Origin of the sequence: Robinsoniella sp. KNHs210, from assembly GCF_000686105.1 — a bacterium.
Taxonomy (GTDB): domain Bacteria; phylum Bacillota; class Clostridia; order Lachnospirales; family Lachnospiraceae; genus Robinsoniella; species Robinsoniella peoriensis.
The window spans coordinates 543,085-563,596 of the sequence record NZ_JMLZ01000001.1; the positions used below are offsets into that span (position 1 = coordinate 543,085).

Annotated in this window: 14 protein-coding genes; 1 reads left to right on the forward strand and 13 read right to left on the reverse strand. The window is 39.8% G+C overall.

Going from position 1 to position 20,512, the window contains the following annotated elements; genetic code table 11:
• Positions 1–65: 65 nt before the first annotated feature.
• The 13 genes from CD03_RS0102015 to CD03_RS0102075 all read right to left on the reverse strand — a co-directional run bounded on the left by CD03_RS0102015 (position 66) and on the right by CD03_RS0102075 (position 19,517).
• Positions 66–1,154, reverse strand: coding sequence for a TRAP transporter substrate-binding protein (locus CD03_RS0102015; protein ID WP_027292198.1), 1,089 nt, complete (start codon positions 1,152–1,154; stop codon positions 66–68).
• A 149-nt stretch (positions 1,155–1,303) separates the two neighbouring features.
• Complete coding sequence (locus tag CD03_RS0102020; protein ID WP_027292199.1) at positions 1,304–2,374, reverse strand: galactose ABC transporter substrate-binding protein; 1,071 nt, start codon at positions 2,372–2,374, stop codon at positions 1,304–1,306.
• Between the two features lie 15 nt (positions 2,375–2,389).
• Positions 2,390–3,337 (reverse strand): substrate-binding domain-containing protein, encoded by a 948-nt coding sequence (locus CD03_RS0102025; protein WP_027292200.1) that lies wholly within the window; start codon positions 3,335–3,337, stop codon positions 2,390–2,392.
• 13 nt (positions 3,338–3,350) lie between these two features.
• Complete coding sequence (locus CD03_RS0102030; protein WP_027292201.1) at positions 3,351–5,141, reverse strand: sensor histidine kinase; 1,791 nt, start codon at positions 5,139–5,141, stop codon at positions 3,351–3,353.
• Complete coding sequence (locus CD03_RS0102035; RefSeq protein WP_027292202.1) at positions 5,131–6,726, reverse strand: response regulator transcription factor; 1,596 nt, start codon at positions 6,724–6,726, stop codon at positions 5,131–5,133. The genes CD03_RS0102030 and CD03_RS0102035 overlap by 11 nt, the downstream gene beginning before the upstream one ends.
• 5 nt (positions 6,727–6,731) lie before the next feature.
• Positions 6,732–6,956, reverse strand: a complete 225-nt coding sequence (locus CD03_RS0102040; RefSeq protein ID WP_027292203.1) for a hypothetical protein — start codon at positions 6,954–6,956, stop codon at positions 6,732–6,734.
• 90 nt (positions 6,957–7,046) lie between these two features.
• Positions 7,047–8,033 (reverse strand): galactose/methyl galactoside ABC transporter permease MglC, encoded by a 987-nt coding sequence (locus CD03_RS0102045; RefSeq protein WP_027292204.1) that lies wholly within the window; start codon positions 8,031–8,033, stop codon positions 7,047–7,049.
• An 11-nt stretch (positions 8,034–8,044) separates the two neighbouring features.
• Positions 8,045–9,553, reverse strand: coding sequence for a sugar ABC transporter ATP-binding protein (locus tag CD03_RS0102050; protein WP_027292205.1), 1,509 nt, complete (start codon positions 9,551–9,553; stop codon positions 8,045–8,047).
• A gap of 78 nt (positions 9,554–9,631) precedes the next feature.
• Positions 9,632–10,801, reverse strand: a complete 1,170-nt coding sequence (locus CD03_RS0102055) for a galactose ABC transporter substrate-binding protein (RefSeq protein WP_027292206.1) — start codon at positions 10,799–10,801, stop codon at positions 9,632–9,634.
• 497 nt (positions 10,802–11,298) lie between these two features.
• On the reverse strand, positions 11,299–12,624 hold the full coding sequence (locus tag CD03_RS0102060; protein ID WP_027292207.1) for an MATE family efflux transporter: 1,326 nt from the start codon (positions 12,622–12,624) through the stop codon (positions 11,299–11,301).
• Between the two features lie 141 nt (positions 12,625–12,765).
• Positions 12,766–13,656, reverse strand: a complete 891-nt coding sequence (locus CD03_RS0102065; RefSeq protein ID WP_027292208.1) for a LysR family transcriptional regulator — start codon at positions 13,654–13,656, stop codon at positions 12,766–12,768.
• 330 nt (positions 13,657–13,986) lie between these two features.
• Positions 13,987–15,615 carry a fibronectin type III domain-containing protein gene (locus CD03_RS0102070; RefSeq protein ID WP_027292209.1) on the reverse strand — a complete coding sequence of 543 codons (1,629 nt, stop codon included), beginning with the start codon at positions 15,613–15,615 and terminating at the stop codon, positions 13,987–13,989.
• Positions 15,616–15,854: 239 nt separating this feature from the next.
• Positions 15,855–19,517, reverse strand: coding sequence for a LamG-like jellyroll fold domain-containing protein (locus tag CD03_RS0102075; RefSeq protein ID WP_197041614.1), 3,663 nt, complete (start codon positions 19,515–19,517; stop codon positions 15,855–15,857).
• Positions 19,518–19,886: 369 nt separating this feature from the next.
• Between CD03_RS0102075 and CD03_RS0102080 the strand changes: the two genes are divergently transcribed.
• The gene (locus tag CD03_RS0102080; RefSeq protein ID WP_027292211.1) at positions 19,887–20,285 is read left to right on the forward strand and encodes an arsenate reductase/protein-tyrosine-phosphatase family protein; all 399 of its coding nucleotides are present in this window, start codon (positions 19,887–19,889) and stop codon (positions 20,283–20,285) included.
• Positions 20,286–20,512: the final 227 nt, after the last annotated feature.

Genomic DNA, 20,512 nt, shown 5'->3' on the forward strand with positions numbered 1-20,512 from the left:
ACAGAAGATTTAGCTTCTTTCTCCTGCGCCCGTAAACTTTTGACATATATGTCTTTCCAGATACCTTACTGCATATCAAGAATCTGCTGATAAAGATCCTTATTGTCTGCTGTAGAAGATTCAATGATATCTTTACAAGCTTCCTGCCACGGTGTAATATCATCAACATCGATTATATTAACGCCTTCCGCTTTCAATCCCTCTAACACTATGTTCTCTGCTTCTTCTGATCCTTCTTTGTTGAGAGCCGATGCGTATTTACCCGCTTCCGTCAGAATTCCCTGCTGCTCTTCTGTCAGTGCATCCCATGCTTTATCCGTAATGATTACCTGAACCGCGCCAAGCGTATGGCCATCTAAAATCATATTAGGTGCAACTTCCTGGAAAGCGTTTGACTTATAGTTAGCAATAGGTTGTTCCGCACCATCTACAACACCTGTCTGCAACGCTGAATAAAGTTCACCAAAGTCGACAACCGTCGGAGATGCTCCAAGTCCTTCTACCATGCCATTCATAACCGGGTCATTGGAAACACGAAGCTTCATGCCTTTAAGATCTTCCAGTCCTGTGATTTCCTTAGAAGTAAAGAAATGACGGAAACCTTCTTCACCATAGAATAATCCTCGAACACCGCTACCATTTTCAGAAGGTTCTGCTAAAAATTCCTTTGCCAGTTCTGATTCTGCAAAATTCCAGAAATGTTCACGACTTACAAATGTAAACGGAACGGAGAGCAGCTTTGATTTCTCACCGCCGTAGCTCGTCAGTGCGAAAGCTGAAATACGAGACATATCGATCGTCTCACCACCACCAAGCATTGTGTCGAGAACATCGTTCTCAGATCCCAATACACCACTGGCCTGAATATCTACCTTGATAGTACCACCTGAGAGTTCTTCTACTTTTTCCTTAAACGCTGAATCCATCTGTCCTGCAATTGTATCTAACGGATTGACTTCGGCAAACACAAGGGTAACCTCCGCTTCAGCCGCTTTAGCCGTTTCTTTTGGTGCCTCAGTCTCTTTATTATCAGTTACTGCCTCCGTTGACTTTCCTTCAGTGCTGGTTTCCGCTGTCGGAGATGTTAATGAACACGCCGAGAGAGATAACACCATTGCTGTGCATATTACCGCCGCTAAAACTTTTTTCTTCATAAATAAATTTCCTCCTTTAGTTTATGCTTTCTTTGTTATTATAATAATTATAGTTGCTGTTTTGCATAAACTAAAGCGGATATTCTTCTCATTATTAGGATATTTTTAACATCTCGCCATGAAACCAAAATCTATTTCTTTGGATGATGTTATTTGGAATTTCGGCTGCCCTGTGTCTCCAGTATTTCATCTACATTATCCACAGTAACGATTCGATAAGGTAAACGTATATATACTTGATCCGTAAGTTCCACATCATCTGGCAGCTCCGTTTTCATTTCCAGTGAATATGCCAATTCAAGTATGGTATACGCCTGTCCTATAGCATCGTTTAGTACTGTTCCATTCAAATATCCTTCTTGTACAGCTTTCAATGCCGGATATGTACCATCTATTCCTACAATGAGCGGCCAGTCCTGTCTGCCGTCATCCTTCCATGCATCAATTGCTCCAAGTGCCATATCATCATTATTTGCCAATATCAGCTCAATTTCATCGCCAATTCCCTCCAGCCACTGATTCACTTTAGTCTTTGCCTGCGCCCGGTTCCAATTCGCAATTTCATCTCCCAGTTTTTCCAGGCTGATACCAGCCTCTGTAATGGTCTTTATAGCATATTCAGTTCGCACCAATGCATCCTGATGCCCCGCTTCACCTTCCAGTATTACATACTGCAGCTTTCCATCTTTATTCTTATCCCATTTGGAAATTCCATTTCCTCCAGAGCACAGATCTGCCACAATTTTACCCTCTATCTCTCCGGATTCAGATGCTATGGCACCTACATAATAAAGTTTATCCCACCTCTCCAGATCTTCACGGACAAGTTCTCTATTAAAAAATATAATCGGAATATTTGCATTCTTTGCTTTTTCAATGACCATCGTAGCATCCGTACGATCTACCAGATTTATGCATAAAATATCACACCCCGCATCAATAAAACTCGTCACCTGATCATTTTGTACACTTTGCTTCCCTCCCGCGCTTACCACTTCAATATTAATTGTAATCCGTTCCTTTTTTTCTTTTTGTTTTGCTACAGTTTTCATACACTCGGTCAAACTAGCTACAAAAGTATCATACTGATCATAGACACTTACTCCTATTTTCAAACTATTTGGTGTTTCTGCATTGTCACGACTAAGCTCTCCCCCACATCCCATTAGAAGCGTAAAGGTGCAAAACAATATAAGGCTCCATGTACATTTCTTTTTCATGATCTCCTCCTGTAACTAATGTATAATTGGATATAATAACTGTTCATTTTCCTGCAAATGAAGTGTTTCCGTAGATACCTGATGGTGGGCAATTGTCTTGATATCTTTTGAATCTTCTTTACGCATACTCCCTATCAGCGCATCTACTGCTTCGTATCCCATAATAAATTCGTTTTGAAATACAATTTCGCTGATTACCCCCCGATCTAGCGCATATACGATTCGTTCACTGCTTCCCATACCATACAACTTTATATTTGATTGACGATTACCGAGTATATCCGCAATTTGTTCTAATATTTTGTCATTTAAAGCCACGAAGGTCACCGATTCTTCTTTTTCTATAATTTTGCGTATATCTTTTTCCTCATGTCTGTCCACCCTTTCTACCTTTCGGCATGCCTCAGACATTTCGTCCATAAAACCCTCCAGACGTTCTTTTTGGTTCATACGGTTATCCTCCACAGGTAAAATTTTTATAAGTTCTTCGTCATCTGTCTGAGCTAATACGTGCTTCGCCAGTACCTCCCCCATCTCATAGGCATCTGCCTTCACACAGGGAATTACATTCTCTGAATCAATTTCACTTTCCACTAATACAACGGAAACCGAGTTCGAGATCCTTACTAGGTAATCTGACATTTTTTCACTGTCAGCTACTGCCACTACGAGACCCTTAGCCCCATTATCAACCTCGCGTGTTAGCAGTTCCTTCTGCTCTTGACAATCATCCGTTCCCTCCATTATTACAAAGTTTACCATTGCACCCAGATCTTTTGCTGCCTGATTAACACCTTCTTTAAATGCCGTCCATCTTCCTGTACTGCTTCCATATACGACCACTGATATATCTACCTTGGGCTCCGTACTCTTCGTCGGAACAATATAGAAATAAACCATAACCATAAGTAAAATTAACATTCCCACAAGACAGCCAAATACTATCCAGTTTTTTTTAGTCATATGCATTCTCCTTTTACAATGGTTTTTTCGGAAGGTGAATACGGACCGTAGTTCCTATATCCAGTTCACTCTGTATTTCAAGTCCATAAGGTTTTCCGAAGTATAGACGTATCCGTTGATGAACATTCACCAGCCCCACACCCGAACCTTTTTTATGAATTCGTCCGTTATCTGTGAGAAGATAGTCTACCATTTCCTTGGGTATCCCAAGTCCATTGTCCACAACATCTATAAAAATATCACCATCCTTTTCATATCCTTTTACTTCAATTAATCCATCTCCATCCATATACTCCATTCCATAGTATATGGCATTTTCCAAAATTGGCTGAATGATCAGCTTAATTGTGCTGTATTCCATGATGGCTGCATCAACATTTATTTTAAATACAAACCGATTCTTATAACGTGTTTTCTGAATATTCATATAGTTTCTGGCATGTTCCAGTTCATCATAAATAGTTATGATTGTCTTCCCTTTACTTAAACTAATACGAAAAAGTCTGGCTAGTGCTGTAACCATGGAGATAGCTTCCTTATATTGTTCTACCTCAATCATCCACACAATGGAATCTAAAGTATTATATAAAAAATGAGGATTAATCTGAGACTGTAAAGCATCTAATTCACTTTTCCTTTTAGACTCCTGCTCCTGAACAATATCTGCCATTAGTTTTTGCATCTGTACCACCATAGATCGAATGGTCCTTCCCAAATGGCGTATTTCGTGTGATCCTCCTTCATAAATATTCAGGCTCAGATTTCCTTTTTCCAGCTCCTTTACTGAATCTTCTAATTTTTTAATTGGTGTAGCAATTCTGGTTGAAATCAGCATATTTAAAATAGACATCAACAGAATAGCAAATATTACAATTGTAATAACAAAAAATTGAATTTGGGTCAGACTCAGATACAGTTCTGCTGTAGGAACCACACTGACAATTTTCCAACCTGTATATCCTACCGTTTTCACCGTTACCGAACGCTCTATGCCATCAAAAGTTTCTCTGTGCGTACCATCATCATAAGTTGCTGCCCTCAAGTTATTTTCTGTATTTAATTTTGAATATATAGCCTTTTGACGAGGGTGATATATAATCTCCCCCTCACCTCCAATCAAATAGATATATCCATCACTATCCGTATTTACCTTGTAAAAAAGCTGCTCAATTCCACTGAAGCTCATATCTACCAGCAGAATTCCCCTTCTGATATCACCATCATCTGTCAGTTCTATAATACGACTCAAAGATACCACCCAGTTGTAGCGGTATGCACTGTCTTCAAACAAATTTTGTACATGTGGTGTGGAAAAATGTAGATTTTCTATCATGGCATTTGCTCTTTTATACCAATCCTGTACGGTGATATCTAAATTTTCTTTCATACTGGCCACCGGTGCAGCCCCGACCAACTGCTGTTTATCATCAAAACAGGCAATACTAATCAAGTCATCCTTATTGGCCTCGTATAAAAGATTCATTTCCTTATCTAAGTTGTCCGTAGAGAGATCTACCTTTTTTATGACACTATAATACATGGAATCAGAAATCCGCATCATCCCTCTAACATAGTTCTCCAGATTCAAGCTCACCTGATTAACCAATTGTTCGCTGTTTTTAATAATCAGTTCTTCCGTGCTGGAGCTAAACTTTCCATACAACAGGATACCTGCAAATCCCATAGAAATTACTGCTGTTATAGAAAATGATGCAGAGATTAACGTACTGATACCCGCTGTACGGAAACGATATGCAATATAATTCCAACATTTTTTTATTCTGATTTTAATTTTAGCTTTCATTTTGCTCCATTATACTCATTCTGTATTTTGATGGGGATACTCCATATTTTTTCTTAAAAACGTAACTAAAATAGTTAGGTTCCGTATATCCCACCTTTCCCGCTATAACGTATGTCTGATCCTGAGTGTTATTTAACATTTCTATGGCGACTTCCATTCGAATATTTGTCAGATACTTGACAAAATTCTGACCTGTCTCCCTTTTAAAAATTGTAGAAAAATAAGCAGCACTAACACCTAAATTTGCGCAAATTACATCCACAGATAGCGTACTCTTCGCATAATTCTCTTCAATGTACTGCTTTGCCTTCTCCGTCAGCATCTTGGTAGAATCTATCCGTTCCTGATGTATGAAGGAGTGGAATTTGAAACAGGTTTGATACAACCTCTCTCCCAGAACATCCAGAGATTCAAATTTTCCGACATCCTGATAAAAATTTATTTCGCCATCAAATACCTCCTCTAAATTCAAATCATAACTCCTGCCAAGTTTGGCAAGACCCGTAACCAGTTCCATAATTGCAACCTGAAATCTGGGAAGCGATATATTAGAGTTTTTAAGCTTATAGATCAACGCATCCACGGCAACTTTTAGTTCTTGTTTATTCCCTAGTTTTACCGCTTTCATAACCTCTTGAATATCCTGCTCTTCTAATCTAAAATCGTGGTTAATAAAGGGTTGAATATCTTTAATAAAGATTGCCTGATTTGGTTCCAGAAGTACCCGATAATCTACAGCATCCTGCGCTCCTCTATAAGAAACCATTAAATCTCCAAGAATTTTCACCATCTGTCCAATACCTGCAGTCACATTTACTTCCAACAGCTTATGAGCACTCTTGCAAATCTGATCAAGTTCCCTGATAGCCTTTGCAAAATGCTTTTCACCTTTAAGCATCAATATCACCACAACTGCGTCCAGATATACAAAACTACGTATATCGAACTCATCATCCATATTCTCATATACAATCTGCTTTAGAGAAAGATTTAGCAGTTCTTGATGATGTGCATCGGTTCGAAATACAGCAACTGCATAAAAGTCCGACTCTAGATTCACCTCATAGGTACGGTTCATCTCCTTAATTTGTTCATTCAGAATCCTTCCCTCCAGAAGTCCCGCCATAAATTGCTCTTTCATTATAGGAAGGCTCTGAAGATAATATCGAAATAATTTATCCTGATTTCTTTTGGCATCTACCTCATCGTCCAGACTTTTCCTAATTCTTGCAAATACATTACTTAGCTGTTCTGAATCAATTGGCTTTAAAACATACTCCTCTACCTCCAATTTAATAGCCTCTTTCGCATAGTCAAATTCATCAAATCCAGAAAAGATAACTAATCTTATATTTTTCTGACCTTCCTTCAACCGATGACAAAAGGTCAGACCATCCATAAAAGGCATCTTAATGTCGGTCATCACCACATCTGGCCGTAGCTTCTCTGCCAGTTCCAGAGCTTCCTCTCCATTTTCCGCGGTTGCAATCACCTGGAAACCAATCTGCTCCCAGTCTAGCTTTTTTGCAATTGCCTGTCGAACCGCTTCTTCGTCATCTACCAGCATCACACTATAAAGCCCCATTTCTTCTACCCCCAAACCTTACTTGTAATGATGAAATAAAACATCATGATCACAAATATACTCAATAATAATTTTGTCAAAATATCTACCTGTCTGTAACTTAAAGGCACTTTGTCATAAAAACGTTCTTTTGCATTTTTTCGCTCACTGGCTGCTTCACCCAATAGCTTCTCTTTTTCTTGTTCCGTCAATTCTTCAGTGCTCTCTTCGTCTATTCTGTCATCAACCATAGCATTTCCTCACTTTTAAAATTTTGCTCAATTTACATAATTCTTATACGTAATATAGGGCGTCACAAAGACGCCCCACACATACATTATTTATTTTTTTGCCAGATATTTTCTAAGATCAACAGCTACTGCAATAACAATTACAAGACCCTGTACAATATACTGGTAAGATGGATCCACTCCTAAGAACTGTAAAGATACTTTTAGAAGTTCAAATACAAGTACACCGACAAAGATACCTGAAATTTTACCAACTCCACCATTGGTAGATACACCGCCAATAGTACATGCTGCGATTGCTTCCAACTCATATCCTAATCCTGTATTTACTGTTGCCCCAGCTGCTTTTGCTCCTGTCAGGAATCCGCCCAGTGCATATAGACATGCCGCTAATACATAGATGAGAATCAGTGTTTTCTTTACATTTACGCCAGATACCTCTGCTGCATTTTCGTTACCTCCTATTGCGTACATATATTTACCATGGCGTGTCTTGTTATATAAGAACCACATTAAAAGTCCAATTAACAAAGCTATATAGAACAGATATGGTACTCCAATCTTTCCAGTCGCTACATTTGTATAAATCTTTGAGTAACCGCCTAATGGATCTGCCCCCGTGTATACCAAACAGATACCATAAACAATTGTCTGCATACCCAGTGTGGCAATAAACGGCGGCACCTTAAAGTATGCGATAATAAGTCCATTAAAAAGTCCGAATACAGCACAAACTGCTACTGCTGCTAAAAGTGCAATAAAAATATTTACTTCACCGATATTCGGGAAAAACTTTCCACTATAGTCGGCTTTTTGAAGCAAAGTACCAGCTACACATGCTCCCAAACCTACCATTCGACCTGCTGAAAGGTCTGTACCTTTCGTGATCAGGCAACCACTGACACCAAGCGCAATAATGAAACGTACCGCCACGTTAGTAGACACATTATTGAAGTTATTCATTGAGAAGAAATTATTCTTCGTAATTCCAACGAATAAAACCAGCAATAAAAGAATAAATACAATGGCATGATTGAAAATAAATTCTTTTATATTAAAACTTTTTGCTTTATTCATTTTATATCCTCCTATTCAAATCGAGTTGCAAATTGCATAATTTTTTCCTGTGTAGCTTCTTTATCGTCCACCTCTCCAGTAACCTTTCCATTACACATAACTACAATTCTATCAGACATTCCAATCAACTCTGCCATTTCTGATGAAATCATAACAATTGCTTTTCCCTGTTTTGCCAGTTGAATCATAATTTGATAAATCTCGTATTTTGCACCGACATCAATACCACGGGTTGGTTCATCCATGATCAGGATATCCGGATCATTTGCCAACCATCTGGAGATAATTACCTTTTGTTGGTTCCCACCGGAAAGTGACTGTATCTGAGTTTTACTGCTTGGTGTTTTAATACTAAGCTTCGCTACATTATCCCGTACCAGTTTCTCTACTTTTTTATTATTTAAAATAAATCCCGCATCTAAATACTGCTCAATGGAAGCAATTGCAACATTATCTGCAATAGAAAGCACTCCAAAGATACCTGTCCCTCGTCTATCTTCCGTAATCAGGCCGATTCCACTTCGAATCGCATCCTGAGGTCTTTTTATTTTTAATGGTTTTCCTTTATATGTAATCTCGCCCGAAGCAACATGACGAATTCCAAAGATAGCTTCCATCAGTTCTGTTCTCTGAGCACCTACCAGACCTCCTAATCCCAAAATCTCTCCTCTTCTTAAAGTAAGATTTACATCTTTAAAAGAATTTGGTAAAATACTTGTCAGCCCATTTACCTTCAAGATTACTTCACCTGGTTTGTTATCCTTCGGTGGATAAATATTTGTCAGTTCCCGTCCTACCATTTTGGCAATAATCATATCTGTAGTCATATCTTTTGCTGCCCATGTACCTACATACTGCCCGTCACGCATAATTGATACTTCATCCGAAATTCGTAGAATTTCATCCATTTTATGTGAAATATAGATAATGGATACGCCCTTATTCTTTAATTCATTAATAATCCTAAAAAGTGCCTCAACTTCTGTTTCCGTCAGCGAAGAAGTAGGTTCATCCATTATTACAATCTTTGCATCTACTGATACAGCCTTTGCAATTTCTACCGACTGCATCTGCGAAATAGATAGGCCTCCCAGCTTTGCTTTAGGGTCGTACTCCATATGTACTTCTTTTAATAGTCTATCCGCCTCTTCATACATCATTTTATGGTCAATTACCTGAAGTACACCATATTTTTTTATAGGATAGCGTCCGCAGAAAATATTTTCTGCTATACTTCTCTCAGGTATTGGCTGTAACTCCTGATGTACCATAGCAATACCTTTGTGCAGAGCATCATTTGCATTGATTATATTTACCTTTTCACCATTAAAAATTACTTCGCCTTCATCCATTTTATAAATACCAAAGAGGCATTTCATCAGTGTGGATTTTCCGGCCCCGTTTTCTCCCATTAGTGCGTGCACCGTACCCGGTCTTACTTTGAGACTTACCTTATCTAGTGCCTTTACGCCTGGAAAGCTTTTTGAAATGCCGCGCATCTCTAACATATACTCGCTCATCCATACACCATCCTTCCCTAAAGACAGGGTATGCATAACGCACACCCCGACGGTTATTGCAATTATTTGACTTATAAATTATTTCAGAATGTCCAAAACGTCCTGTGCATTATCCTGTGTTACTTTCACATAATCCACACCGTAATACACATCTGTCTTTTCTCCACCTAACATCATGTTCACAACTTCTGCTGCTTTGTTAGCCTGAGACATATGATCATTAAATACGGTACCCGTCATTTCGCCTGCTACAATTTTTTCCAAAGCATCTGTAAGCGCATCTACGCCTACCAGGTAAATGTCTTTTCCCACAGTTCTTCCTGCAGCTGAGATAGCCTGTGCTGCTCCAAGAGCCATTGCATCATTATTACAGAAAACAACTTCCACTGCATCGCCATTTGCTGTTAAAGCGTTTGCTGTAATTTCCTGTCCTTTTGTCTGATCCCAGTCACCACGCTGAATGTCAAGTTCATCTACTTCAACACCCGCATCTGTCAGTGCCTTTATAGAAAATTCTGTTCTCTGCTGTGCATCGATGTTTTCCGGGTCACCCTGCACCATTATGTAACCAATCTTTCCGTCTCCGTTGATATCGCCACCGTTAGCTGTTTCCAAAATCATTTCGCCCTGGAATGTCCCGGACTGGCTTGCATCTGCTCCAACGTAAGCAGCTTGAATTCCTTCGTCAGCCCATCTCTGCTGCTCCGTTTTTTCTGGTTCGCGGTTAATAAATACCGTTGGGATGTTAGCCGCTGCACATTTGTCTGCAATCTGCTCTGCTGCTGAGGACTGTACCAGATTCAGGATAAGAGCATCAACTCCCTGTGTAATAAAGTTGTCAATCTGATTTACCTGCTCTGACTGGTCATTCTTTCCATCCATCATTGTTACTTCTGCACCAGCATCTTTAAGTGACTGCTCTAAGTACTGTCTGTAAAGAGTCATGAAGTTATCATCAAATTTATAAATACAGATTCCAATTTTTTTACCTTCGAGATTCCCCAGATCTGCAACTGTACTTGCTGCTGCACTAGCGGCCTCTGATTCTGTCGCTACTGTTTCTCCTGCTTCTGTTGCTTCTTCTGTTGCTGCCTCCGTTGTTGCTGCCTCTGTTGCTGCCGCTTCCGTTGTCGCTGCTTCTGTTGCTTTTGTTGCTGCTGTTGTTTCAGCAGAGTTGTTACCGCATCCCACCATCATGCTAGCGATCATAGCTGTTGCTAACAAAGCACTAATTACTTTCTTTTTCATGTTTAATATCCTCCTATATTTTCATTTTTCGTAAGGGTCTTGCCCTTCTCATTTACAAGTCACATTATAGCAAAAGGTTATATATGATCACAGAGAATTTTCTTTTATGTTATATCAAATTTCTTGATTATTACTATTTTTCATTAATTTAAGGCTACTTCTTACAACATTTTTTGATTTCTACTATTATTTTATATTTTTTCTTAGTTATTTTGCCATCTATACTATTCGTTTTATCCTTTCCAGCTTATTCACCAGACTGCAATCGGCTTTCTGCGCTGCAGAACCATATAATCTTTAAACACTCTTAGCAAGCTGCAAATTCAATTCCTACTGTAATGCTCCCTGATACCGGAAGCGATATGTGTCTGTTCCTACTTCTATGGTCTCCTTTATCCCAGGTAAAAAAATAGGGCACGGAAACCCGTGCCCTAAAATTATTACTGTTAATTATAATAGATTGTATTATTGTTTCATTAAATATAGGTATCAGTACTTTATATCACCTGAATTTTTTTCCACTTCCCACTTTTATATCGGATTAAAAATGCAACAGAACGTGCCAGCCAGTCCATGCCCATGGCAATCCATACACCAATAATCCCCATATTGCAAACGATCCCAAGGAAAACAGCCGTTCCCAACCGAAACACCAGCATAGATCCGATCCCAATGTACATGGTTATCTTTACATCTCCTGATGCCCGAAGGCTGTTAGATAAGTTAAACGAAGTGGGGTGAAGTAAAAATGCCAACACATTATGCATCACAACCAGAATGCAGCCCAGCTTCCACGTCTCCTCCGATATTATATAAAATCCATGAATTACCGGCAGCAGCAGACAAACTCCAAGACCAAGGATTCCCGTGGCGATATAAGATATTTTCATAAGTTTTTTTGTATACTTTTCGGCCTGGTCATATTCTCCTGCCCCGCTGCACTGCCCTACCACAGTCACCACGGCAAGGTTAATGGCATTTACTACCAGGATTGCAATCTGGTCAATGCCGTTTGCCACACCATTGGCGGCAATCTGGTATGTGCCAAACAATGCCACAATGCTGGTGACAAGCACTTTTCCCAAGGCAAACAAGCCATTTTCTATACCATTTGGAACCGCAATCCGAAGGATTTTTTTAACGGTCTCTTTATTCCAGGCAAAGATTTCTCTCATCTTCACGGACACCTGATTTTTTTCGTTAAAGGACATAGCAAGCATAATCACCGCACCTGCCATTCTGGAGACCAGCGTAGGTACTGCCACACCTGCCACTCCGGCATGCAAAACAAAAATCCCAATGGCATCCCCTGCTATATTGATCACATTGATTAGAACAGATACATACATGGTGATTTTCGTTTTCTGCATGGAGCGGAAGATGGCAGCTGACGAATTATAGATTCCCAGAAACGGAAAGGAAAGGGCTGTGATCAGAAAATAAGTGACTGCCGCCTTTTTTACATCTGCATCAATCGCCCCAAACAAAAGCTCTAATATCATTGTATGGAACACAAGGCAGATTCCCATAATGGCTATTGATAGCAGCACAGTGACCAAAAGGAGCTGGCTGGCACAGCGGCCGGTATTTTTCTTATCCTTCCTTCCCAGATATTGGGATACGATTACCGCACCTCCCGTATCAATGGCTGAAAGTACCACAATAATCAGATAATTTATCATATCAACCAGAGCTACACCCGAAATTGCCGCCTCGCCAACATAGGACACCATCACGGTATCCACAATCCCTACCATCATAACAAGCGCCTGCTCAATCACAAGCGGGAAAATCAACTTTCTTAAATCTTTATTTGAAAACATTTTCACTGCTCCTGTCTTTTCTGCATTACCTCCTCCGTCATTTTCATCGAAAAAAATAATGTAAATGTTCTGAGAAGAATATTTTTCTACTCTACATTTACATTATAATTTTTGCGGTTTCATATGTCTAATACCTATGTTTTATGTCTTACTCATGCTTAAAAAGCATTTAATGTGTTCGATGAATTTTGCTGCAGCGGGTCCAAACGGCTGTCCTCTTTTCCACGCCAATACACTTGTGGCTGTCAATTCCGGAAACAACGGACGGTAACAGATTTTTTCTTTATCCAGGAATGGCAGGGACCCTTCAACCACCAGTGAATATCCCAATCCCCGGTATACCATGACCGCACCATTGGTACTTAAATTGCTGGTAAAGAGTATATGCAGATCCTTGAAGTAATCACCAAACCAGCTTGCCAGCTCACTCTGTACATTGGGACGTCTTACCATAATAATAGGCAGGCCGGACAAATCAGCGGCTGTAACATACTCTTTCCTGGCAAGGGGATCGTCGGGTCTCATCAGTACCACCCAGCTCTCTTTCATATCCAGCCGTATAAAATCATACTTGTCCATATCAACCGGCTCCAGTAAAAGCCCGATGTCTGTCAGGCCATTATCCATCCGATCTCTGATCTGATCTGCATTTGCAGTAAATAAATCATAATTGACACCGGGATATTTTTTGCTGAACGTATCAAACAGCTCCGAGAGAATTCCTACGGATGCCAGCTCACCGCAGCCAATTGAGATTTTCCCTTCAATCAGCTCTTCCTGCTCCGCCAGTTCCCTTTCTGTAATGTCAACCAGCTCCAGTATTTCCTGCGCCCTCCTGCGAAGCAGAATTCCTTCACTGGTAAGGGTAATTTTTCGTGTCCCTCTGTGGAACAGCGTAACCCCCACGGCTTGCTCCAGCTGGGCCAGCTGCCTGCTCAGTGTGGGCTGTGTTATATGCAGTACTGCTGCTGCTTTCGATATGCTTTCCTCCCGTACTACAGTTAAAAAATAATTCAACACTCTGATTTCCAAACGTTCACCCCATTCCTGAAAAATATACTTATGGGTATATCATAACAAATCAAAGTAAAATTTGCAAAATCTTATTCCTAACAGCCCCGCCCCCATCACGACAGTGACGACGTTTTGAAACGGACAAATTGATATTCAAGGCAAGACTCAGGTGCCTGGGCGGGCATAATGGGTTGAATTTATACAAAAAAGGAATCAGCTAATTAAATTCAATCGCTGATTCCCTTTTTCGTGCGGCTGTCTTAGAAACAATTTTTCCGCAATTTCTTTCTGCCTGCCAGATCTGCTTTAATTTTTCACCAGGGCATTTTCCCAATCATTTTTTAATGATCATTTTACTTTTACTTTAACTTTTATCTCGTTGCTGTATTTACCATAGACATTCTTACCATTCGCTTTTTTATACACACGTACCTTGTAAGTATATGTTTTACCTTTTTTTACTTTCTTGTCTGTAAATCTGGTAGTTTTGCCATTAACAACTCCGATGCGGCTCCATTTTTTACCTGTCTTCCTGTAAATACGGTATCCGGTTACTGCAGAAGATTCTTTCTTCCAGGTTACTCTGATGTTTCCTTTCAATTCTCTTGCTTTTATTGTGGGACTCTGAGGAACCGCCTTTATAGTAACTATTTTATACTTACTATAAACTGTTTTTCCATCTGCTTTCTTGTATGCTTTTACTGCAAAAGTATATTTCTTGCCAAGTTCTGCTTTTTTGTAAACATAGGATGTGGAACTGTTTTTCTTAATTGTTTTAATTGTTTTCCATCCTTTGCCGGTTTTGTTCATTACAACATAGCCATCCGCTCCGGAAACTTTCTTCCAGCTTAATTTAATGTATCTGGAAGCCTGATTTGCAGCTTTTGCGGTAACTGTTGCAGCTTTTACTTGTACAGCCGCTTCTTTGTCTGCGTCAATTTTTAATCCCTGAATTGCTTTTGCCAGCGCTGCAGTCTGTGCATCGATGGCTGCCTGTGCTGCTTTCGGGTCTGCCGCAACTTTTTCTGCAGCTGCAATGGCTGCCGTCAGCGCGCTATAGGATGCATTTGTATAATTGCCGATCTTAATGGCTTTTGCCTGCGCAATTTTTGCATATAATGCTGTCTTCGATGGCTGTGGTATTTCTACTTTCAGATTGCTGATTGCATTCTTCAGTGCGTTTACCTGGGCATCAATCGCTGCCTGGGTTGCATTTGGATCTGCTGCAACTTTTTCTGCTTCTGCAATGGCAACGGTTAAAGCGTGGAAGGAAGCATCGGTATAGCTGCCTTTTTTAATAGCTTTCGCTTCTGAAATTTTCCTATTCAAATCTGCCTTTGACGGCTTTTTTGTTTCTTTCATATTGGTAACGGCATCCATCAGATTCCGGCTTGCCTGATTGACCGTCTGCGCATCCGCACTGATATCTGCAAATATTTTTTCCGCTTCTGCAAGTGCAGCCTTTACTGCTTCAATGCTTTCGGGGGTATAGCCCGACAGCTCCGCACCGTCTTCCAGAATAGCTTTGGCTCCATCGATCGCCGTCTTCAGCCCTACTTTTTGTACGCTGTCTTCCAGAAGATCACAAGCCGTAATCAGTTTCAGAAAAGCCTTATCAATCTCTTCCTGGGTTAATTCCGGCTTTTCCAGTATTGCTCTTGCTTCATCCAATGCTTCTTGTACTCTTTCCCAGCTTTCCGCTGTAAAACAGTTGTAATCTTTCTGCTGCTGCTCTAACTTCCCAGCCTCGGCTACTGCAAGCTTCAGGCTGTCCGCAGCAGACTTATTTTCATCAACATTTGCATTGCTGCTCCTGAATCCTTTATTGGACTCCGGCATTTCCTGAGTCAGAGGCTCGTCTTCCGTGATACTCTCTGCATGCACATTTATGGTCCCGGACAAAGCTGAAAATGGAGACGAAGCCGCTAATACACCGATTAATATCCCTGCTGTAAACTTTTTTCCACTTTTTTTCATATTTTCTTTTCCTTTTCATTTTCTGGCATCAGAGTCTGATTAATATGTACCTTTTATCCCTTGACGCTCATTAAAATTATTGAAGAAATAATTTACTTCTATTGACAATATATTACCATAAAGGACACGGATAGCTTTAGGATTATATTAAGGCAATCTAATATTTTATCAAGACATTATGGGTTACTACTTGTATTATTTTGTAGTTTTTGGATTATTTTAAGAAAATTTAACCTGTTCTAAAACTCCGTTATTCTTTCGGCTGCATACTTTAATATAAACGTTGCGTCAGTACCGTCAGAGATGCCATCACCATTCACATCCGCCACTTTATGCTGCTCTTGCGTAAGTTCTTCAAGCTCTGCCACAGATTTTAATACCTTTGAAGAGTCAGCGGTATTCACCTTTCCGTTCATATCCACGTCTCCCATCAAACGCGCCTTCAGAATCTCATTGACCAGTTTTTTAAGAGTTTCTCCTACTTTATTGCTGTCTGCATCTTCATTGTCATAAACTGCCTGAGCCTCATCTATCACTGCTTCCAGCCCGGCAATGCTTTCCGTTAAATATTTACCGGTATTAGTCAGGATCTCATTTGCCTTGTCCAGAGCATTCTTCAGTTCCTCTTTGTTCGCTTTTCTCACAAGTGATGTCATAGCCTCTGCCAGTTTGTTATAGGCATCATTGATTTGTAGATCTGCCGCCTGGCTGTTACCAGCCACAGCCTCTGCTGCCTCTAATGCCTGTTCCAGCGCCTGCACACTTGAAGGCGTATACTTATCTTTATTTTTCAAAAGTTCATTTGCTTTTAGAATCAGGATTTCCAGCCTTGTCCCCTCGTTTTTCACCATCAAACTGGTAACTGCATCCATCAATTTCCGGCTTGCTTCATTGACCGTCTGCTGATCCGCACTGGTCTCTGCCAATACTTTTTCAGCTTCTGCAAGTGCAGTTCTTACTTTCTCAATACTTTCCAGGGCATACCCCGACAGTCCCGCCTCGTCATCCAGGATCGCTTTCGTCCCCTCTATCGTCGCCTTTAGTCCTGCTTTATGCACCCCTTCCTCTAAAAGGCTGCATACCGTAATCAGATTCAGGAAAGCTTCATCAGCATCTGCCTGTGCTGCTTCCGGGTTTTCCAGCAATCCTCTTGCAATATCCAGGGCTTCCTGTACTTTGCTCCAGCTTTCATCTGTAAAACATATATTTTCTTTTTGCTCCGCTTCTAATTTCTCAGCCATGCCCACTGCAAGCTTCAGACTGTTTAAATCAGCTGAAACTGGTGGCTCAGGATCATCATTCTCTACGGTATTCAATATATCAGGGTAAATTTCTTTTCCCGCCTCTGTTCCAAGCATAATCTCTTCCAGTGCCAATTGCGCATCGCCTGTTGATATATAGGTAATTTCAGCAAGGCGCTCTGGCTGGCTTTCATAAGAAATAGTCAGTTTCAGCTTCCCGTCTGCCGTTTCCTGCCGAAGAATATTACCATTGTCTATACGAACATCATCAACTTCTGCACCATTTAATTCAATAACTGCATCTATCACCCTTGTATCTGATTTCTGATTTTCGAGAGATAGTACCGCTGTGCTTTTCCCTCTTTCTAATACAACTTTTTCAATATCACGATTTTTCTTACTCATCTCTTCCTGGGTAAGAAACATGTTCTCGTCAAATACCCGGCCTGTCATAGACTCCGGTACTTCCATGCGAAGCGCTGACAAAACCATAGGGGAAATATCCGCATTTGTACCTCCCTGCAAGCGAGTTCCCGAATTAACTGTCTGTCCCCCTACTCCTATAAATATATCCATATTCGATGGATCAAGAGAACCATGCCCATAACCGCTTCCACCATGATCAGCATTCGTTACAATCAGGGTTTCATCATATTCTCCGCTTTCTTTTAAGGCATCAATAACTGCTTTGTACTGATCATCATACTGCTGAAGTTCATCCCAGAACACATCCGAATAATACCCTCTTCCATGTCCTACATGATCCATCCAGTCATTCTGCATATATACCACTGCCGTATTTTGATATTCTTTACTCCTAATATAATCTGCTACATCATAAAAACTTCTCTGAGATTCAGAAACGCTGCATATCACCGGAGCATCCGGTTCAATAATACCATCCATAATCTCTGCCCACTCAGTAAATGCCGCATTCTGACGTTCTGGAAATGCAGCTTCAGCCGCCTTGAAAACAGAAGGATACAGCGGTGTTTTTCTTCCATAATCCGTATAATAACTGACACTTGCCATATCATTATCGATTTGATAATCTACTGGTACGTCCATCCATGGAATCCCATGAAGAATTGAGAAGTAGTTCTGCGCCGAAATAGACGGCACAGTCGATTGGGCAGTATAACTGGCTGCAAATTCTTCATTCATAAGTTTCATTGCATATGTATTTTTTCTTTTGCCCATTGTTTCCGGATCCGAATGCTTCGTAGGTATTACATCATTATTTGGGGCATAGTATACTGCGTCCGGATCCCACACATTACCTGAGCCGTCCATTGTGAGAATTACGGCATGTTTGTATGGATAAATGGATGCCTCCCCAGCGACGGCAGCTTTTAAATTGTCCTCAGCAAGTGCGATATCTCCTGCACCAATAATCCCGTCCTCATTAACATCAAGCATATTTTTCCCATAGAGACACATCTCTTTTTCGGCCTTTGGAAGCATTTCCAAAGTTTCTGTGACCTCTTTGTTTGAAGAATAAGCTTTGAAATTATCCGTATATACTGTCGTCGTAACAGAATCCGATATTCCTTTTATCTTAAAGTTTAATTTTCCCATTCTGGTAGCGTTATAATTATGGAAACTTTCTGTTGATAGATCCATTTCAGAAACAACATGCAGTCTTCCGCTTTCTTCTTCTGTAATCGTAACACCTTCTTTTAGATGCTGCACATTTTTATATTCCATAAGGGTGTTATCATAAACAATATCATACTCGATCTTGTCTATATCATTTGATTTATTTTTATTTCCATGGATATTCAGATTCCAGGAAGCCTCTTCTGCGATACCGGAAGATCCAATCAATCCAAGATTTATCTGGCTGCCTGCTTCTACTGTTGCTCCTTCAAACGCATTTTCATTCATAATACTGATTTGTTCATCTGATAAAGCCTCACTGTATATTCTGGCAAATCCAATATCTACATTCGACAAGAAATTTGCACTTCCATCTACCGTACTGTCTCCACCTAAGACCATATTCCAGGCATCTGTGGAGGAAGGGAATTGTATTCCTGTATTCCATGCATCTGTATTTACTGCCTTTAGCTCTCCATTCACATACAGCTTTACTTCCTTGCCATCTACCACCCCTGCTATATGATACCATTGATTTGCAGATACTTCTGCTTCAGGCTGCCGGTAATTTCCATCTACATGCGCAAAAAAAGTAAGCATACCATTATTTAACCCTAAACCAATGCCCCCATATTCCTGATTAGAGAAAAACTCATGTTCACCGGTTGGAATATCTTTAAACTTTACCAGACATTCCATTGTTAAATTCTGGCTGATTTTATCATAATTTTTCTTTCCAAAAGAATAAATATATGCTGACCTTCCATTAAAATTTGCAATATTTTTATTCAATTCCCTGTCATTAGCAATTTCCGGAGATCCCAATGTTTTTCCCAGTTGATTTTGCATTGGTGATCGGTCCTCCAATCCAATTGAAAAATCAACATTAAAAACATCTGCACTGGGAAGTTCTGCGTTCTTCAAATTTGTTTCATCCTTAATATCAAAATCCCCACCGGCTTCTGCATATGCAACAGACTGATTACCTATCATAGCTGCTGCTAATAATATAATGATTAATTTTTTAGATTTTCCAAGTTCAAAATATCTTTTACGTTTCATATATTCCTTCCTTATATTTTTCTTCCTCATCTCTTCCTTCTCCTCTCTGAATATTCATTAGAGTAACCCTGAAAATCCTTCCATTTTTGTATCTACATTTATTATAGCACAGGCTTTTTTAAGGTTTTTAGGATTAAATTTATGTTAATTATTATTATTTCAAGAAGATCCGAATTAATCTTGGATATTTTAAGCCAATTTGAACTTTTTCAGGCACTAAAAGAAAACAGATAGAGACGTCCGGTAAGACGTTTTAACTCCGAGATCACACTCATAAAATATTCTATACACAAAATATCAAATTGACATCAGTCGCTTTTAGTGTTATTGTTTTCATATCGAAATTTATGAATATGAGGTTGGAATAGAATGAAAATAAAAATTGCATTTATTTGTGTACATAACTCATGCCGGTCACAGATTGCAGAAGCACTTTGCAAAAACTTTGCAGCCGGGGATTTTGAATGTTATTCTGCCGGAACAATGATCGCACAAAATATTAATCCTGATGCAGTAAGGCTTGTTAAAAAAATCTATGGCATTGATATGACAAAATCACAGGCTCCTAAATTGATATCAGATATTCCAGAGGTTGATATCGTCGTTACTATGGGATGCAATGTTGCCTGTCCTGCCATGCCATGCAAATATCGTGAAGATTGGGGGCTTTCGGACCCAACCGGCAAAGCGGATGATGAATTTACAGCCACGATACGGTTGATTGAAAGCAAAGTAATAGATATGAAAGCCAGATACCAGACCTTATAAACTCTGCAAAATTAAAAGTACACTTAATTTAATAAACTCTTCGCCCGCTGTCTAATACAAAATCAGCCACCACATTTGATAATCTTATTATTTCGCTGTAATCCAGCAAAGACGTATCATTATCATTTTTCAATAGCAAATGGAAGATCAAATTCTGGCGACACTATTTGATAAATACCATAAAATTATTTTTTACGCATAAACACTTTACTCCGAAAGAATAATGT

Excerpts from the sequence above, each read along its gene's own strand:
- CD03_RS0102045 (WP_027292204.1), bottom strand. The coding sequence starts at position 8,033 with ATGAATAAAGCAAAAAGTTTTAATATAAAAGAATTTATTTTCAATCAT.
- CD03_RS0102080 (WP_027292211.1), top strand. The coding sequence starts at position 19,887 with ATGAAAATAAAAATTGCATTTATTTGTGTACATAACTCATGCCGGTCA.
- CD03_RS0102070 (WP_027292209.1), bottom strand. The coding sequence starts at position 15,615 with ATGAAAAAAAGTGGAAAAAAGTTTACAGCAGGGATATTAATCGGTGTA.
- CD03_RS0102025 (WP_027292200.1), bottom strand. The coding sequence starts at position 3,337 with ATGACTAAAAAAAACTGGATAGTATTTGGCTGTCTTGTGGGAATGTTA.
- CD03_RS0102020 (WP_027292199.1), bottom strand. The coding sequence starts at position 2,374 with ATGAAAAAGAAATGTACATGGAGCCTTATATTGTTTTGCACCTTTACG.
- CD03_RS0102040 (WP_027292203.1), bottom strand. The coding sequence starts at position 6,956 with ATGGTTGATGACAGAATAGACGAAGAGAGCACTGAAGAATTGACGGAA.
- CD03_RS0102035 (WP_027292202.1), bottom strand. The coding sequence starts at position 6,726 with ATGGGGCTTTATAGTGTGATGCTGGTAGATGACGAAGAAGCGGTTCGA.
- CD03_RS0102015 (WP_027292198.1), bottom strand. The coding sequence starts at position 1,154 with ATGAAGAAAAAAGTTTTAGCGGCGGTAATATGCACAGCAATGGTGTTA.
- CD03_RS0102055 (WP_027292206.1), bottom strand. The coding sequence starts at position 10,801 with ATGAAAAAGAAAGTAATTAGTGCTTTGTTAGCAACAGCTATGATCGCT.
- CD03_RS0102060 (WP_027292207.1), bottom strand. The coding sequence starts at position 12,624 with ATGTTTTCAAATAAAGATTTAAGAAAGTTGATTTTCCCGCTTGTGATT.
- CD03_RS0102050 (WP_027292205.1), bottom strand. The coding sequence starts at position 9,553 with ATGAGCGAGTATATGTTAGAGATGCGCGGCATTTCAAAAAGCTTTCCA.
- CD03_RS0102030 (WP_027292201.1), bottom strand. The coding sequence starts at position 5,141 with ATGAAAGCTAAAATTAAAATCAGAATAAAAAAATGTTGGAATTATATT.
- CD03_RS0102075 (WP_197041614.1), bottom strand. The coding sequence starts at position 19,517 with ATGAAACGTAAAAGATATTTTGAACTTGGAAAATCTAAAAAATTAATC.